A 13,508-nucleotide genomic window follows, 5' to 3' on the forward strand; every position below is an offset into this window, starting at 1 on the left:
AGGATGCTGACCGCAGCGCTTCGTCGCCAAGTTTTGACGCCGGGCACGTCCTGGTCAGTGGTCTCCGTGATGCTGATCGGAAAGGCAGAAAGTAAAATCGTAAGGCTACACAGCGTCGGCGGAACGCAATGCGAAAACCGTTGATACCGCCCAGAGTTAACCCCGGAGGTCACCCATGATCATTGAGGAGACCTAATATGACCCTTCAGAATTTGTACGCCCTGCTTCTCGCCCTCGCCCTTCTCGCGACCGGAGGCAGTGCCAGCTTCGCCCAAGAAGGCTGGCCGGGCGAGACGCGCCGCGCGCCAGTACCAAGCGGCGGACACAGCGGCGGCGCAGCCACCAGTTCCGGAGCGCCGCTCGATGTTGAGGCTGCCGATCCGGACGCCGCCACTGCTCCGTTCGTCGGGCCTGGGTCGACGGGCACGGTTGACGGTGACATGGATGGCCGGGGACCGCCCCGAATCCGGCCGGATGCGCGCTGAATCGTCGGCCGTCCCATGAGCCGAGCAGGCGGCCCGCCGGGCACCTGGTGGCCGCACTGCTGAGGCCGAGGCTGCGTACAAGGCGGCGCTTCGCCTGAGCCCACAATATGCGGCAGCTGCGATCAACCTCGCGGATCTCTACCGGGGAATGGGCCGGGACGGCGAGGGAGAAGGCGTGCTGCGCCAGGCGCGCGCCGCGTCGCCGCGCGACGCGGGGCTGCACCACACGCTCGGCCTGACGCTGATCCGCCTGAAGCGGCATGCGGAAGCGCTGGACGATCTGCGCCGCGCCGCCGAGCTCGCCCCTGACCAAGCCCGCTACGCCTACGTCTATGCCGTGGGCCTGCATTCCTCCGGGCAGGCGGGCGAGGCGATGATGGTCCTGAAGGACACCCTGACGCGACATCCGGCCGATCGCGCCACCCTATCGGCGCTGATCGGCTTCAGCCGTGATGCCGGGGATCTGGCGAGCGCCCTCGACTATGCCGAGCGGCTGGCCTAGCTGGCTCCGGGCGATCCGAGGCCGAGCGTCCTCATCGAGAGCCTGCGGCGCCAGATCAACGGATCGGGTGCGCGATGACCCGGGAGAGATCGGCGCTGCGACCAAGGATGTTGGTCTCTCCCTGACGCGCCTCTGCTTCCAGGTCACCCATGCGACCGAGCTTGGCACCACACGCGCAGGGACTGACCGGCGCCCACGATGCCTGCCTCTTTGCAGGCAACCGCGAGGCTCTTGCCTTGGGCTGCCTGCACCTCGATCTGACGTTGGTGCGCGTGTCGAAGTCTGCTTCGGGTTGTTCTTTGCCTTTCATCCGTGCGCAACCAGCAGGCGGAGTTGTGCCCATTGCCGCCATCCGAAAATCCCAGACCGTCCCATCGAGTCGGGAACCGCAGCGCAAGTCTACGGTCTTGGATCGATTCCGGCATCACACTTCTGGCCAGCATCTCCTTCTCCGCCGTCATCTCAGATGTCGATGGAGGACCCGTTCAATAAGGCAGACCGCACACGATCGTCATGCCCGGCACCGCTCGTTTACGTTGCGGAGCCTGTGGCGCATCCGAGGACAATCTTGCGGGCGTGGTTCTCGAAGGCCCGCGCTCGGCGGTCGTAGCCCTTGAGGATGTTCACCTCGCGTAATGCAGTCTCACGCTGACCTGCATCCGAGCCTCAGCCCTGCCTCGTCACCACCCGTTTGTCGGCCGCTGCGCCGAAGCGGGTTGCCAAGCTTAACCATATGGTCCAGTCTCTACCTAAGTAGAGCGATCGATTCATTTCCCAGACCTGGAGAATAAATGCTGATCAATCACGAGAGACGCCTCCTCAGACAAGCTGCAGAGGCAGCCGACCGTCAGATCTCGATCAAGCAGAAGCCGGACAGATCTTGGCCCAGCGACCACAGTAGGCTCCTCGCTCTCGAAAGCCGGGGCGATATTCGCTCCGTTGACCTGCAACCCACCCTCGCAGTCGCCTTCGCGACTTGGCAGATCACGGAGTGCGGCCTGAGCGCTCTGGAGCGCCTCTCCGGTGGGCACGCGTGATGGCCTCGATCAAGATTCGCCTCACCGCCGACGGCAGCTTCGCCGTATTTCAGAACGGGACTGCCCTCTGCTCAGGGCTGACCCGTGCTCAGGCCGAGCGTCTCGCGGCCGTGCTGAGATGGGTCGAGCCGGTCCTGTAGGATCGTCGAGGCGGCGACCAACGTTACGTTAACCTGGGTGATGGCGCCGGCCCCCCGATCCGCGGAACAGTGATTCGGTCCCGCAGAGGCGGGGCGCTGTGCGCCGGAGCTGTGCACTCATGCCGACAGAGCCCCCCTCGGCCTCGCCCTCCGAAACGTTTCCGGCCTCGAACGCTCCCGCCTGCGCCTACATGCGCGAGCTCCTGCACCTTCTGAGCGAGGATCGCGCGGGTGGCGCGGACAGGCTGTTTCTCAGCCTTCTGATGCTGGAACTGCGGGCTTTGACCTCTGGAGCTTCGGACGCCACTCTGCGCGCGATCGTGACAGCCCGCACCACGGCCGGCTTCGCGAGCCTCGGCGGCCTGCCCGGCATCGTCCGCCCCGCCTGAGAAGGGTCGGGCGGCGCCCGGATCGCGCGGCCTCCGTCCGGTTCGAGACCGGGTAGGCGTGCGCATACGTCGTCGCGCTCTGCCGAGGGACCAAGGTCTCAGACCTTGGTCGGGACCACGCAGGACGAAAGGCCGTTTCGGCGCTTGGTCTCGGGTGCGAGGGTTATGCCCGGTTCGGCTCGAGCGACGCGACGGAGCGCTCTCCGATCCCGACGCGGTGGAGGGGAGGGCACGATGGGCCTCGACGATCTGGTCGGTGCGGACGACAGCTTGGTATATGCTCTGTACGACGGCCTGCTCGGGCGAGCCCCGGATCCGGCCGGCCTCGTGTCTTGGATGGGGCATGTCAGCGGCCTCGACACGCTGCACGACGTGATCGAGAGGTTCCTGAAATCGACCGAGGGCCGGGCGCGCCACGACGGGCTCGACGATCGCGGCTTCGTCAACAAGCTCTACGAGGACAACCTGCACCGCGGAGCTGATGACGCCGGTATGGCCTACTGGACCGACCAGCTCAGGCACGGTGTGGAGCGGGAGGATGTGGCGCGCGGAATCCTGCTGGCCGACGAGCACCTCGCTCACCTGAAGGGCGTATTCGAGGCCGGAGATGTCGCGCGCCTGTACTACGGACTTCTCGGCCGGGTACCTGACGCGGGCGGACTGCACGCGTGGCGGGACGCGATCGAGCACGGGGCCTCGCTGCACGAGGTTGCCCAGGGCTTCCTCGGCTCCACCGAGTATCAGGGCCGCGCGGCCGGGCTCGGCAACGCGGCCTACATCGACGACCTGTATCTTCACGCCCTGGGTCGGCACGCGGACGATCCAGGATCTCGCGGCTGGGTGGATGCCCTCGAGCACGGTGCCTCCCGCGCCTCGATCGCCGCGGTCATCACCGACTCGGTCGAGGCACACCACCATCTCGTCGCGCAAGTCGAGCAGGCTTGGCACATCTGACATCGGCAGGAACACGAGCCCCACGCCGGAAGAACCGGATCGATCTCCCGAGCGGCCGTCCCGCCGGGCGTCAGCCCGGCGGCTTCGGCCGCAGCAGGGCGGCGATGGCGTCGCGCAGCTCCGCGCCCCGCGCTCCGGTCTCGCCGAGGCGCGTCAGCGCCACTGCGATGCCGGCCGCGATCGAGGTCGCGCGCACACCGGAATTCAGGCGCCGCGCGATCAGGTCGATCATCGCGTCGGCCACCTCCTCCACGTCCTTGATCGCCCGATCGTCCATGCCTCGCCTCCGGGATGACGCCGGCGGCGCCTGGTCGGCGCAGCACGGGCCGCGGCAACGGTAGGAGCGGGCGGGCAGGATGGGCAAGCGGGAGCCGGCGCCGCCACCCTGTGCTATGCTCAAGCTCGATCGACGGGGCGGCCGCTCCGCTGCCCGTCCCGAGCCCTCCCATGGTCCCGCCGCCCGCAGCCTTCCGAGATCCAGTCGCCCCGCCGGGAAGCCGGGAGGCCGGTTTCGCGCTGATCGCGGTGATCTGGATGATCGGGCTGATCGGGCTGATGCTCGTCACCTACATCGCGGCGGCGCGCTACCGGGCGATCGAGGCGCGCGCCGCCGCGCAGATCGCCCGCGCCGAGGCCGGCGCGGAGGGCGCCGTCAACCTCGCCATTCTCGACCTGCTCGCGGACCTGCCGAAGGGCGAGTCGATGGGTGCCCGGTTCGGATCGGGCGGACGCCCGCGGCTCTGCGCGCTCGAGGACGGCACCATCCTCGCCGTCGCGGTGGCCAACGAGAGCGGCAAGGTCGATCTCAACGGAGCGACGCCCGACCTCGTCGCCGCCCTCATCCGGGGCGTCGCGCCGGAGGCGCGCGCGGCCGTGCGCAGCCTCCTGCGCCTGCGCGAGGCAGCGCAGAACGCCAAGGATCAGGCCCAGACACAGCAAAATCAGACGCCGCAGGCTCAGGCGGGGCAGCTCCAGGCGGGGCAGGTCCGGCAGTCCCAGGAGAGCCGTGAGACGCCGGCCTTCCGCTCGGCGGTGGAGCTCGCGCGGGTGCCGGGCGTCGACCGGGCCCTGTTCGAGACCCTTCTGCCCATGGTCACGACCCATACCGGCAGCCCCGGCCTCAACGCGCAGGTCGCCGCGACCGCAACGCTGCTGGCGGTCACCGGCGCGAGGAGCCGCGCCGAGGCCGAGCGGGCGAACGCTGCCTTCTTCCTCGCGCAGGCGCCCGGGCGGGTCTTCCTGATCCGCGGCGAGGCCGTGACGCGCACCGGCGCCCGCGTCGCCCGCGAGGCGGTCGTCGAGTTCACGCCGGGTCCGCCCGTGGCCTACAGCATCCGGGAATGGCGCGAGGGCGGTCCGCAGGCCCCGCTCGCGCCGGCGGGATCCGGCGGGGGAGCTCCGTGCTGAGCGCTCACCCCGAGGCCGGCGCCCTCCTCGTCCTGCTGCTGCTCGCGGGCGCGGCGGCCGCGAGCGACATCCGGGCGATGATCATCCCGGACGCGGTCAACCTGCTGATCCTCGTCACCGGCCTCGGCGCGAGTATCATCCTCGGCACCGTCGAGCCGGTCTCGGCGCTGGCCGGCGCGCTCCTCGGAGGCGGGCTGCTCCTCGGCGTGCGGTGGGCCTTCCGGGCGCGACGCGGCTATCACGGACTCGGCCTCGGCGACGTGAAGTTCGTGACGGCGGCCGCGACGTGGACCGGGCTCGAAGGGCTCGCACCGATGCTGCTCCTCGCCAGCCTCTCGGCCCTCGCCTACATGGGCGGCCGCCGCCTCCTCGATGCCGGCTTCGACACGGGCGGCCGGATCCCGTTCGGTCCCTTCCTCGCCCTCGGCACGGCGGCGGTCGCCGCCCTGCAGATCGGCAGCGGGACGAGTGTCCTCGACCTCATCGACCGGGCGCTGGGCTGAGCGCCCGTCTCACGAGCCCGGCACGCGGAACGACAGGTCGAGGGGCTCGACGCGGCCGCCGAGATCGAGGTTCGCCCGCAACTGCACGAGCTGCGGCAGCCGGGTCGCGTCTGTCCAGTCGTCGTGCCACGCCGCCGGCCGCCCCTCCGCGAGGGCGCCGAAATAGCTGAAGCGGGCTCCCGCCACGTGGGCGATCAGGGTCTCGCGCGCCACCTGGTCGGGCAGCAGCGCCTCGCCGAAGGCGAGGGGGGTGACGTCGAACAGGATCGAGCCCGTGCGGCCGCCCCGGTCACGGCCGTTGAATCCGACCGTCACGGCGAGCAGTCCCGCGGGCTGCGCGTCGCCCCGGCTCGCGGTGACGAAGGTCAGGCGGTCCGGCCGCCCCTCGAACAGCACCGGCCCGGGCCCCGCCGGCGTCACCGTGCGAATCGGGGCGGCGGCCGCGAGCCAGCCGCCGAGGGCTCCGCTGCCGGCGACCGTGTGGGCGAGCACGTCGCGCCCGTGCCCGGCCTGCGAGATCCGCCGCCCGAAGCTGAACACGCCCGCCGCGAGCCCCAGGGTGAGAGCGAGGAGGAGGAGCGCCACGAGCGCCTCCGCGAGCGCGAAGCCCGCCTCCTTCGGGGAACGGCTCATCGCCGGCCCTCCCGATCGAGCACGAACGAGCGCAGGGTCAGCGCGCGGCCGCCGCGCTCCGGCGGTTCTGCGACGGTCACCGCCACGCGGTACCCGGCCGCGCTCCGGCCCGCATCGAGGGGCACGCGGGCGGACCGGTCCATATCCGCCCGCCAGAGATAGCCGTTGGGCAGCACGCCCCCGGCCGATCCCTGGCGCAGGGGGTAGTCGACGCCGGCCGCCGCGAGCCGGCCCTTGGCCAGCGCGCTGGCCAGCGTCAGGAAGGCTGCCTGATGGTCGCCGCGGATCGCCACCGCGAGGGCGGCGAGGATCGCGGAGAGGAACAGGACCAGGATCGCGAAGGCGGCCAGAAACTCCAGCAGCGTGAAGCCGGCCTGCGCGCCCGAGCGGCCCTCCCGGCGTTCCTCAGCGCCCGGAATCATGGCGCCCGACCTGGCTGACGACCTCGCTCGCCACGATCTGACCGGTCGCCCACACCACGTCGAGCCTGCCCTCCGACCGGCCGAGGCGCAGGCGGATCTGGCCGCCCGTCGAGCGCCCGCTCGGGAAGAAGCGGATGCGGCCGCGGGAGCCCGTGCGCTCGTCCGGGTCGGGGAGGGCGAGCGTCACCTCCGTGCGCGGGTCGAGGGTGGTCCGGGGCACCGCCGGGGAGACGAAGCGGCGGCTCTCCGTGTCGAGGAGGAGGCCGAGGGGCTCGTTGCGCATCATCGCGGCGGCGCGGGTGATCCGCAGGGCGGCGGCGAGGCGGCCGAGATCGGCGCGCAGCTGCAGCTCGGCGGGCGGGCGGCGCAGCAGGGGCGCGGCGAGAAGGGCGACCCCGGACAGGATCGCGACGGTGACGAGGATCTCGATCAGGCTGAAGCCGGCGCGGCTTCGGCAGGGATCCCGGAAGTCGGGCACGCCCGGGGCCGTCCGGGAGACGGTCATTGCAGGGCGAGGTCGTTGATCGAGAGGATCGCGCTCATCACCGAGAGGATGATGGCCGCGATCATCCCCGACACCAGCACGGTGACGGTGGGAGTCAGGATGCCGAGCAGGCGCGCGGTCTGGGTCTGGTCCTGCCGCTCCAGGATCAGGGCCGCCCGCATGAGCATGTCGCGCAGCCGTCCGCTCTCCTCGCCGACTGTGATCATGTGGCGGGCCGCGAGCGGCAGGGCGCCCGCGCGCTCCATCGCCTCGCCGATCGTCGCGCCGGCCCGCACGTCGACCACGGTGGCCTCGAGCTGGGCGCGGAGGAAGCCGTTGCGCACGAGCGCGCAGGCGGTCTGGAGCGCCTGGAGAGGGGCGACGCCGGCCTTGATCAGGGTCGCGAAGGTGCGGGTGAAGCGGGCGGCCTCGCGCGTCTCGGAGATGCGCCCGGTGACCGGCACCGCGAGAAGCAGGCGGTCGAGGCGCAGGCGGATCGCGGGACTGCGCCGGCCGAGGATCAGTGCGAGGCCGAGGGCGCCGAGAAGCGCGGCGCCGAGGCCGAGGATCGTGGTGGAATGCGCGCGCAGCCCGTCGAGGACCGCCAGGATGCCGGGCAGCTCCATGCCGCTCTCGTGGAAGATCGGCGTCACCGCGGGCACGAGGAGGCCGAGCACGATCCAGAGCGAGATTGCTGCAAGCCCGACGAGCAGGGCCGGGTAGGCCAGAGCCGAGCGGACCCGCGTCCGGATCTCCACCCGGCGGTCGAGGAGGTCTGCGAGATCCTGCATGGCGGCGCCGAGATCGGCGCTGACGTCGCCCGCCTGGATGATGCGCACATAGTCCGGCCGGAAGGCGTCCGGCATGCCCTCCATCACCTCGCCGAGCGAGGCGCCCCTGAGGACGCCGTCGCGCATCCGCAGCGCGAGGTCGCGCATGCGCCGATCCTCGGCGGTGGCCGAGGCGATGCGCAGGGCGGCGTCGAGGGGCACGTCCGCCTGCAGCAGCACGGCGAGGTCGCGGGCGAGCCGGGCGAGCGCCGCGTCGGCGGCCTTGCCCCCCGGCATCTCCAGGCGGATGTCCCGGAACAGGAGGTCGAGAGCGCGCGCCTCGCGCACGGCGAAGGGGGTCGGCCCGCTCGCCTGCACGAGCGCGCGCGCCTCGTCCGCCGTGGCGGCCTCGATCTCCCCCGCCACGAGGTTCCCAGCCTCGTCGAAGGCCTCGAAGCGGAACTTCATGCGGATGCCGGGGGGGCGCGCAGCGGCCGCCTCCAGCCTCCATCCCGGCGCTCCGGAGCCGGTCTCATGCGGGGCCCGCCTCGATCCCGCTCGTGACGCGCAGGACCTCCTCGACCGCGGTGAGGCCCTGCCACGCCTTTGCGACGCCGTCCTCGTAGAGGGAGCGCACGCCGCCGCGGCGGGCGAGCGCCTCGATCTCGGGGCCGGAGGAGCGCCGCAGCACGGCGTCGCGAAGCGTCGTGTCGACGGGCATCAGCTCGGCGATGGACAGCTGACCCGCGAAGCCGCTGCCCTGGCAGGCCTCGCAGCCGACCGGGCGGCTGAGGCGCGGCGGGCCGAGGCCCGGCAGGGCAGGCACGCGCTCGGCGAGGTGAGCGGCGAGCACATCCGCATCCGGGTGAGGCGCGGCGCAGGCCGGGCAGAGCCTCCGCACGAGCCGCTGGGCGATGATGCCGCGCACGGTCGAGCCGAGCAGGAAATGCTCGATGCCCATGTCGATGAGGCGCGTGATGGTCTCGGCGGCGCTGTTGGTGTGAAGCGTCGAGAAGACGAGGTGGCCCGTGAGCGAGGCCTGCACCGCGATGCGCGCCGTCTCCTCGTCGCGGATCTCGCCGATCATGATCATGTCGGGGTGGTGGCGCAGGATCGAGCGCAGGATCGCCGGGAAGTCGAGGCCGATCGCCTCCTGGGTCTGGACCTGGCTGATGCCGGTGAGCTGGTACTCGATCGGATCCTCGACGGTGAAGATCTTGGCGGTCGGCCGGTTCACGTGCCGCAGCATCGTGTAGAGGGTGGTGGTCTTGCCGCTGCCGGTCGGGCCGGTGACGAGGATGATCCCGTTCGGCTGGCCAGCGAGCCGGTGCATGGCGGCGATCTGGTCCGCGTCGAAGCCGAGGCTCTGGAAGTCGAGGGTGACGCGGCTGCGGTCCAAGACGCGCATCGTCACCGCCTCGCCGTCGATCGTCGGGATCGTCGCGATGCGAAAATCGACCTCGTGCCCGCGCACCGGGATCTTGATGCGCCCGTCCTGGGGCAGGCGCCGCTCGGCGATGTCGAGGCGGGCGAGGATCTTCACGCGCGATACGACGGCCGCGGAGACGCGGGCGGGCGCCTCGTCGATCACCCGCAGCACGCCGTCGACCCGGTAGCGGACGCGCAAGGTGCCCGGCGCCGGCTCGATGTAGATGTCGGAGGCGCCGGCATCGACGGCGCCCGCGATGATCTGGTCGAGGAGGCGGATGACGGGCGCCTCGCTGGCGCTGTCGCGCAGGCGCTGCAGGTCGGTGTCGCTGTGGTCCGCCTCGTGGGCCGCCGACCGCGCGGGCGTGGCCTCCGGATCCGCGTAGAGCTGGGCGGCGATCCGCTCGAAATCGGCGGGCGCGATGATCTCGACGTCGAGCGCGTGCTCCACGACGAGACCGACCGAGTCGAGGGGCATCCGGTCGAACGGGTCGACCACCGCGAGCGTCAGCACGCCGCCCGCGAGGCGCACCGGCAGGATCCGGTTCTCGGTCACGAAGCGGCCGGGGAGGGCGTCGGCCAGGAGGCGCTCGCCCGGTCCCTCGCCGGGGACGTGGAGCGGCAGCCCGAGGAAGCGCGACAGGCCCGCCGCGAGCCCCGATTCCGAGAGGAGGCCGAGCTTCGTCAGCACGGCGTCGAAGCGGTCGCCCGAGAGGGCGGCGGCGCGGCGCGCCCGCTCGACGGCGGCGCGGTCGAGCAGGCCCTCCTGCGCCAGGAAGGCGCCGAAGCGCTCCGCGAAGGCGGAAGAGGCGGGATCGAGGCCGAGGAGCGAGGGCCGAACCTGTTCCATCCCGCCTGCCTCGCTTCACTCGATCGTGCGCTTGACGTTCGTCATCAGCCGTTGGACCGGATCGCGGGTCGGCAGCACGCTGCGGACGCGGTTGCGGTACTCGTCGGTGACCGCCGCCGCCTCGTTGAGGTCGCGCACGACGCGCGGCGTCAGCATGATGAGGAGCTCGGTCTTCTCGACGAGGTTCTGCTTCTCCTTGAAGGCGTTGCCGATGATCGGCAGGTCGCCGAGCACCGGCACCCGCGTCTCGCCGACCGTGGTCCGGTCCTGGATCAGGCCGCCGAGGGTGATGCTCTCGCCGTTGTTGACGACGACCGTGGTGCGCACCTTGCGCCGGCCGAAGGAGGGCGAGTCGATGTTCGAGGAGGTGGTCCGCTGGACGTTCGAGACCTCCTGCTCGATGTCGAGGAGCACCCGGCCGGACTCGCTCACCCGGGGCGTCACCGAGAGGATCACGCCGGTGTCCTTGTAGGCGATCGAGTTCACCACCGGCGCGCCGGGGACAAGGACGCTCTGCGAGGATTGCGTCTGGATCGGCACCTGATCGCCGATCTGAAGGACGGCCGTGCGCCGGTCGAGGACCATCAGGCTCGGGGAGGCGAGGACGTCGACCCGGGTGACGTCGTTGAGCGCGTTGAGCGTCACCTGCCCGCCCGCGGCCCGCGCCACGAAGGAGAAGCCGGGAAAGGCCGAGCCGACCGCGCCGGTCAGGAGATCCGAGAAGGTGCCCGAGCGCGAGCCGTTGCGGTTCTGGAAGAACCAGCGCACGCCCAGGCGCAGGTCGTCGTTGAGCTGCACCTCGGCGATGGTGGCCTCGATCAGCACCTGGTTCGGCAGCACGTCGAGGTTGGCGAGAACCCGCTCGACCCGGCGGTAGTCGCTCTCGGAGGCGAGGATCAGGAGGGCGTTCTGCGACGGGTCGGCGACGATCTTGATGCGCGGCTCGCCGTTGTCGCCCGCGCCGATGCCGGCCGAGCGGTAGCCGCCGTTCTCGTCGACCCGCGGCAGCGGCCCGTCGAGGAAACGCTCCGAGGTCAGGCCGCCGCCGAGGCCGCCGTTGAGCCCCGCGCCGTTGAGCCCGCCGCCCGCCAGCCCGCCGACGGGCGCGCCGAACGGAACCCCGCCGCCGACCGAGAAGCCGCCCCCGGGCCCGGCATCCGCGCCGTTGAGGGAGCCGCCGTTCGGGGGCCCGTCGCCGAGGCCGGTGCGGCCCGTGCGGGCGGAGCGGACCTCGCGGGCGCTCGTCTCGTCCGAGAACATCGCGTTGAGGACGTCGACGACGTCCTTCGCCTGCCGGTTGCGCAGGACGTAGGTGAAAAACTCCTTGCGGTTGCCGGAGGCGACGCCGTCGAGATTGCGGATCCAGGCCTTGGCGCTGAGCAGGTACTCGGGCTGCTTAGAGATCACGAGCACGGATTTCAGGCGCTTGTTCGGGATGAACTGCACCATGCCGCTCATGGCGCCCTCGCCGTTCGTCGCGAAGGCCTTGTTCAGGTTGTCGACCACGTCCTCCGGGTCGAGGGACCGCACCGGCACGAGGGCGAAGGACATGCCCTTCATGTAGTTCACGTCGAAGACGGCGACCGCGTCGCGCATCGCGGCGATCTCCTGGTCGGTACCGGAGAGCAGCAGCGCGTTGCGGGAGGGATCGATGCGCACGACGCCGCCGTAGGAGGCGATCGGCTCGAGGAGGCGCTTCATCTCGGCCGCCGCGACGTAGCGCAGCGGCAGGACCTTCACGGAATTGCCGACGCCGGCGCCGCCCGAGCCACCGCGGTCGGCCATCCCGACCCGGCCTCCCGCCGTCGCCTGCTCGACCGGCACGATGCGCACGACGTTGCCGCTGCGGGAGAGCGCACCGCCGACGTTGCGCAGCGCGGATTCGAAGAGCTCCACGGCGCCGGTCTTGGTGACCGGGTGCGTCGTCTGCAGGGTGACCCGGCCCTCGAGCTTCGGGTCGATCGTGTAGTTCGTGCCGAGGATGTCGCCGAGCACCGCCGCGGCGGCCTCCTGGATGCTGGCGTCGACGAGGTTCAGCGTGTGGGATCCGGCCGCGGCCTCCGCAGGGGCCCGCGCAGGCCGCGGCTCGCCGTAGAACTTGCCCGAGCCGATGCCGACCCGGACCTTGTCGGGTGCGGCGGGCGCGCTCGGATCCGAGGTGCGGGGACTCGCGCCGACGCGGCGCTTGCCGTCGTCGGGCACAACCGGGGCGGGCACGCGGCCGGACCATTCCGGCACCTCACCGCCGCGGGGAGCCGCCGAAGCGCCGGGCGCCCCGTTCCAGATCAGAACTGCGCCGAGCAGGAAAACGGCTAGGAAAGAGTTCGGAGAGCGGGACGGCGGAAGGAGGGCGTCGCGTCTCAGTCGACGCAAATGACGGCCCGCCCGATGTGCTGGCAGAAACATCGCACTGTCCGCCCCCGGTCACCCTACTTATGCGGGCGGAGGAAGAGGACCACTTCCTGGCCGTCGCAAGACAGGTTCACGTTTTCGGCCGTGACGGTCAATACTTTCCACCCATCAGCGGTTGATTTTCCCTCGCCGATCCACCACCCGCGGTCGCCCTTGTGCTTGCGGAGCAACACCTTGCGGCCGGCTGCGGAGATGAGGACGCCGCCCATCGTATAGTTCGGTACGGGTCGCGGCGTGACCGGCGGCGGGGGCGGCGGCGCCTCGACCGTCTGGGCTACCATGATGGGGGTTCTCGCGGCCGGGCGGGTGCGCGTCGGCGAGAAGAGCGGCTTCGCGATGAGCATCTCGGCCGGGTTGGCGTCCGCTGCGGCGTGCAGGTCGGGAATGGCGGGAGCGGACCGGCCAAGGCGGGTCGCGCGCTCGGCGCCGGTCGCAGGCCCGATCGGTCCCATCAGGCCGGCCCAGGCCGCCCAGAGGGAGGCCGCCAGGGCCGGCGCGCCGCAGGCGAGCGTCAGGACGAGGGCGCGTGCGGATCTCAGCTGCGTGGCCATCCCGTCACCCCGTAGACTTCGACGCTCGCCGTCACCGCGTCCTCGCCGAGCTCCTCCGAGCCCGCGGCGGAGAGCTGCGCGCGGCGGATGAACAGGAAGGCCGGCCCACGCTCCAGGCTCGACAGCAAGGCCGCGACGCGGTGGTCGCTCGCCTGGAACTCGATGCGCGCGCCCACGGCGCGACGCCCCATCGCCTCCCGCTCCGGCAGCCCCGCCACCGAGGTGAAGCTGACCCCGTGGCTCTCGGCGATCTCGCGCAGGCGCAGGAGCAGATCCGCCTGCAGCAGGCTCTCGCTCTCGCCCTGGACGAAGCGGTGGGCCATGTCCCGGATCGCCGCCGGATCCTGCTCGGAGAGCGCGGCGTCGCGCGCGATGGCCGAGCGGGCCTGCTCCAGGCGCGGCCCCATCCGGGCGATCGCCTCCTGCTGGTCGGAGAGCAGGCTGAGGGCCGGGCTCAGGATGAGGCCGCTGACGAGGAGGAGGGCGAGCGCGTTGCAGCCGAGGAAGGCGAGGAAGCGCAGGGTGGATCCGGCTCTCATGG

The 13,508-nt window shown here is 71.5% G+C and carries 15 protein-coding genes and 1 pseudogene; 7 read left to right on the forward strand and 9 right to left on the reverse strand.

Annotation, left to right across the window (positions count from 1 at the left end):
• The first annotated feature begins 197 nt into the window (after positions 1-197).
• The 5 genes and pseudogenes from MOX02_RS31625 to MOX02_RS27645 all read left to right on the forward strand — a co-directional run bounded on the left by MOX02_RS31625 (position 198) and on the right by MOX02_RS27645 (position 3,507).
• The gene (locus MOX02_RS31625; RefSeq protein WP_170268020.1) at positions 198-485 is read left to right on the forward strand and encodes a hypothetical protein; all 288 of its coding nucleotides are present in this window, start codon (positions 198-200) and stop codon (positions 483-485) included.
• Between the two features lie 61 nt (positions 486-546).
• Positions 547-987 (forward strand): annotated as a pseudogene (locus MOX02_RS27630) (tetratricopeptide repeat protein); the annotation flags it as partial.
• A gap of 1,036 nt (positions 988-2,023) precedes the next feature.
• Complete coding sequence (locus MOX02_RS31630; protein WP_170268021.1) at positions 2,024-2,164, forward strand: hypothetical protein; 141 nt, start codon at positions 2,024-2,026, stop codon at positions 2,162-2,164.
• A gap of 119 nt (positions 2,165-2,283) precedes the next feature.
• Positions 2,284-2,553: a hypothetical protein gene (locus tag MOX02_RS27640; RefSeq protein ID WP_147029009.1), complete on the forward strand. Its 270-nt coding sequence runs from the start codon at positions 2,284-2,286 to the stop codon at positions 2,551-2,553.
• A gap of 234 nt (positions 2,554-2,787) precedes the next feature.
• The gene (locus MOX02_RS27645) at positions 2,788-3,507 is read left to right on the forward strand and encodes a DUF4214 domain-containing protein (RefSeq protein WP_170268022.1); all 720 of its coding nucleotides are present in this window, start codon (positions 2,788-2,790) and stop codon (positions 3,505-3,507) included.
• Positions 3,508-3,577: 70 nt separating this feature from the next.
• Here MOX02_RS27645 and MOX02_RS27650 read toward each other — a convergent pair whose 3' ends face one another.
• Complete coding sequence (locus tag MOX02_RS27650) at positions 3,578-3,784, reverse strand: hypothetical protein (RefSeq protein WP_147029011.1); 207 nt, start codon at positions 3,782-3,784, stop codon at positions 3,578-3,580.
• 170 nt (positions 3,785-3,954) lie between these two features.
• Here MOX02_RS27650 and MOX02_RS27655 point away from each other — a divergent pair, with 170 nt between their 5' ends.
• Both MOX02_RS27655 and MOX02_RS27660 read left to right on the forward strand, forming a co-directional pair.
• Positions 3,955-4,914 carry a type II secretion system protein GspK gene (locus MOX02_RS27655; protein ID WP_170268023.1) on the forward strand — a complete coding sequence of 320 codons (960 nt, stop codon included), beginning with the start codon at positions 3,955-3,957 and terminating at the stop codon, positions 4,912-4,914.
• Positions 4,908-5,417 (forward strand): prepilin peptidase, encoded by a 510-nt coding sequence (locus MOX02_RS27660; RefSeq protein ID WP_170268024.1) that lies wholly within the window; start codon positions 4,908-4,910, stop codon positions 5,415-5,417. The genes MOX02_RS27655 and MOX02_RS27660 overlap by 7 nt, the downstream gene beginning before the upstream one ends.
• Positions 5,418-5,426: 9 nt before the next feature.
• Here MOX02_RS27660 and MOX02_RS27665 read toward each other — a convergent pair whose 3' ends face one another.
• From MOX02_RS27665 to gspM, 8 genes are all read right to left on the reverse strand, one after another.
• Entirely contained in the window at positions 5,427-6,050 is a 624-nt protein-coding gene (locus MOX02_RS27665; protein WP_147029014.1) for a hypothetical protein, read from the reverse strand.
• The gene (locus MOX02_RS27670; RefSeq protein ID WP_147029015.1) at positions 6,047-6,472 is read right to left on the reverse strand and encodes a hypothetical protein; all 426 of its coding nucleotides are present in this window, start codon (positions 6,470-6,472) and stop codon (positions 6,047-6,049) included. Before MOX02_RS27670 ends, MOX02_RS27665 begins: the two co-directional genes overlap by 4 nt.
• Positions 6,456-6,977 (reverse strand): GspH/FimT family pseudopilin, encoded by a 522-nt coding sequence (locus MOX02_RS27675; protein ID WP_147029016.1) that lies wholly within the window; start codon positions 6,975-6,977, stop codon positions 6,456-6,458. Before MOX02_RS27675 ends, MOX02_RS27670 begins: the two co-directional genes overlap by 17 nt.
• Positions 6,974-8,194, reverse strand: a complete 1,221-nt coding sequence (locus MOX02_RS27680; protein ID WP_147029017.1) for a type II secretion system F family protein — start codon at positions 8,192-8,194, stop codon at positions 6,974-6,976. Before MOX02_RS27680 ends, MOX02_RS27675 begins: the two co-directional genes overlap by 4 nt.
• A gap of 64 nt (positions 8,195-8,258) precedes the next feature.
• Complete coding sequence (locus MOX02_RS27685; protein WP_147029018.1) at positions 8,259-10,004, reverse strand: GspE/PulE family protein; 1,746 nt, start codon at positions 10,002-10,004, stop codon at positions 8,259-8,261.
• Positions 10,005-10,019: 15 nt separating this feature from the next.
• A complete protein-coding gene (gene gspD, locus MOX02_RS27690) occupies positions 10,020-12,221 on the reverse strand; it encodes a type II secretion system secretin GspD (protein WP_170268025.1) in 2,202 nt (733 codons plus the stop codon).
• Between the two features lie 212 nt (positions 12,222-12,433).
• Positions 12,434-12,967, reverse strand: a complete 534-nt coding sequence (locus MOX02_RS27695) for a hypothetical protein (protein ID WP_147029020.1) — start codon at positions 12,965-12,967, stop codon at positions 12,434-12,436.
• Positions 12,952-13,508: type II secretion system protein GspM (gene gspM / locus MOX02_RS27700; protein ID WP_147029021.1), on the reverse strand; the 557-nt coding region annotated here is incomplete at its 5' end. The genes MOX02_RS27695 and gspM, both read right to left, overlap by 16 nt.

The sequence above is a fragment of the Methylobacterium oxalidis genome (genome assembly GCF_007992195.1).
Taxonomy (GTDB): domain Bacteria; phylum Pseudomonadota; class Alphaproteobacteria; order Rhizobiales; family Beijerinckiaceae; genus Methylobacterium; species Methylobacterium oxalidis.

Excerpts from the sequence above, each read along its gene's own strand:
- MOX02_RS31625 (WP_170268020.1), top strand. The coding sequence starts at position 198 with ATGACCCTTCAGAATTTGTACGCCCTGCTTCTCGCCCTCGCCCTTCTC.
- MOX02_RS31630 (WP_170268021.1), top strand. The coding sequence starts at position 2,024 with ATGGCCTCGATCAAGATTCGCCTCACCGCCGACGGCAGCTTCGCCGTA.
- MOX02_RS27640 (WP_147029009.1), top strand. The coding sequence starts at position 2,284 with ATGCCGACAGAGCCCCCCTCGGCCTCGCCCTCCGAAACGTTTCCGGCC.
- MOX02_RS27645 (WP_170268022.1), top strand. The coding sequence starts at position 2,788 with ATGGGCCTCGACGATCTGGTCGGTGCGGACGACAGCTTGGTATATGCT.
- MOX02_RS27650 (WP_147029011.1), bottom strand. The coding sequence starts at position 3,784 with ATGGACGATCGGGCGATCAAGGACGTGGAGGAGGTGGCCGACGCGATG.
- MOX02_RS27655 (WP_170268023.1), top strand. The coding sequence starts at position 3,955 with ATGGTCCCGCCGCCCGCAGCCTTCCGAGATCCAGTCGCCCCGCCGGGA.
- MOX02_RS27665 (WP_147029014.1), bottom strand. The coding sequence starts at position 6,050 with ATGAGCCGTTCCCCGAAGGAGGCGGGCTTCGCGCTCGCGGAGGCGCTC.
- MOX02_RS27670 (WP_147029015.1), bottom strand. The coding sequence starts at position 6,472 with ATGATTCCGGGCGCTGAGGAACGCCGGGAGGGCCGCTCGGGCGCGCAG.
- MOX02_RS27675 (WP_147029016.1), bottom strand. The coding sequence starts at position 6,977 with ATGACCGTCTCCCGGACGGCCCCGGGCGTGCCCGACTTCCGGGATCCC.
- MOX02_RS27680 (WP_147029017.1), bottom strand. The coding sequence starts at position 8,194 with ATGAAGTTCCGCTTCGAGGCCTTCGACGAGGCTGGGAACCTCGTGGCG.
- MOX02_RS27685 (WP_147029018.1), bottom strand. The coding sequence starts at position 10,004 with ATGGAACAGGTTCGGCCCTCGCTCCTCGGCCTCGATCCCGCCTCTTCC.
- MOX02_RS27695 (WP_147029020.1), bottom strand. The coding sequence starts at position 12,967 with ATGGCCACGCAGCTGAGATCCGCACGCGCCCTCGTCCTGACGCTCGCC.